The sequence below is a fragment of the Streptomyces sp. NPDC031474 genome, assembly GCF_055581185.1.
This window is the reverse complement of the sequence record NZ_JBVIJX010000077.1, coordinates 1-1458: the sequence shown is the minus strand read 5'-3', so window position 1 is coordinate 1458 and position 1458 is coordinate 1. Positions and strand designations below refer to the sequence as shown.

General features: G+C 57.2%; 1 rRNA gene. It reads left to right on the top strand.

The window, feature by feature from the left end:
- A 23S ribosomal RNA gene (locus ACZ5SK_RS48495) occupies positions 1-1458 on the top strand; the annotation flags it as partial.

The window sequence follows — 1458 nt, the reverse complement described above, 5'->3', positions numbered from 1 at the left end:
GGGAGTAGTGGCGAGCGAAACCGGATGAGGCCAAACCGTATGCGTGTGAGACCCGGCAGGGGTTGCGCATACGGGGTTGTGGGATCTCTCTTTCACAGTCTGCCGGCTGTGAGACGAGTCAGAAACCGTTGATGTAGACGAAGGACATGCGAAAGGTCCGGCGTAGAGGGTAAGACCCCCGTAGTCGAAACGTCAGCGGCTCGTTTGAGAGACACCCAAGTAGCACGGGGCCCGAGAAATCCCGTGTGAATCTGGCGGGACCACCCGCTAAGCCTAAATATTCCCTGGTGACCGATAGCGGATAGTACCGTGAGGGAATGGTGAAAAGTACCGCGGGAGCGGAGTGAAATAGTACCTGAAACCGTGTGCCTACAAGCCGTGGGAGCGTCGCGCGTTGAGTTTCCTCAATGCGTCGTGACTGCGTGCCTTTTGAAGAATGAGCCTGCGAGTTTGCGGTGTGTTGCGAGGTTAACCCGGGTGGGGTAGCCGTAGCGAAAGCGAGTCCGAACAGGGCGTTTTAGTAGCACGCTCAAGACCCGAAGCGGAGTGATCTAGCCATGGGCAGGTTGAAGCGGAGGTAAGACTTCGTGGAGGACCGAACCCACCAGGGTTGAAAACCTGGGGGATGACCTGTGGTTAGGGGTGAAAGGCCAATCAAACTCCGTGATAGCTGGTTCTCCCCGAAATGCATTTAGGTGCAGCGTCGTGTGTTTCTTGCCGGAGGTAGAGCACTGGATAGGCGATGGGCCCTACCGGGTTACTGACCTTAGCCAAACTCCGAATGCCGGTAAGTGAGAGCGCGGCAGTGAGACTGTGGGGGATAAGCTCCATGGTCGAGAGGGAAACAGCCCAGAGCATCGACTAAGGCCCCTAAGCGTACGCTAAGTGGGAAAGGATGTGGAGTCGCACAGACAACCAGGAGGTTGGCTTAGAAGCAGCCACCCTTGAAAGAGTGCGTAATAGCTCACTGGTCTAGTGATTCCGCGCCGACAATGTAGCGGGGCTCAAGCGTACCGCCGAAGTCGTGTCATTCACACAATAGGGCCAACGCCTGTGTGGATGGGTAGGGGAGCGTCGTGTGCCGGGTGAAGCAGCGCCGGAAGGCAGTTGTGGACGGTTCACGAGTGAGAATGCAGGCATGAGTAGCGATTCACACGTGAGAAACGTGTGCGCCGATTGACTAAGGGTTCCTGGGTCAAGCTGATCTGCCCAGGGTAAGTCGGGACCTAAGGCGAGGCCGACAGGCGTAGTCGATGGATAACCGGTTGATATTCCGGTACCCGCTGTGAAGCGTCAAACATTGAATCAGGCGATGCTAAGTCCGTGAAGCCGTTCCGGACCCTTCGGGGAATGGAAAGTGGTGGAGCCGACGGACCAGACTTGTAGTAGGTGAGTGATGGGGTGACGCAGGAAGGTAGTCCATCCCGGGCGGTGGTTGTCCCGGGGTAAGGGTGTAGG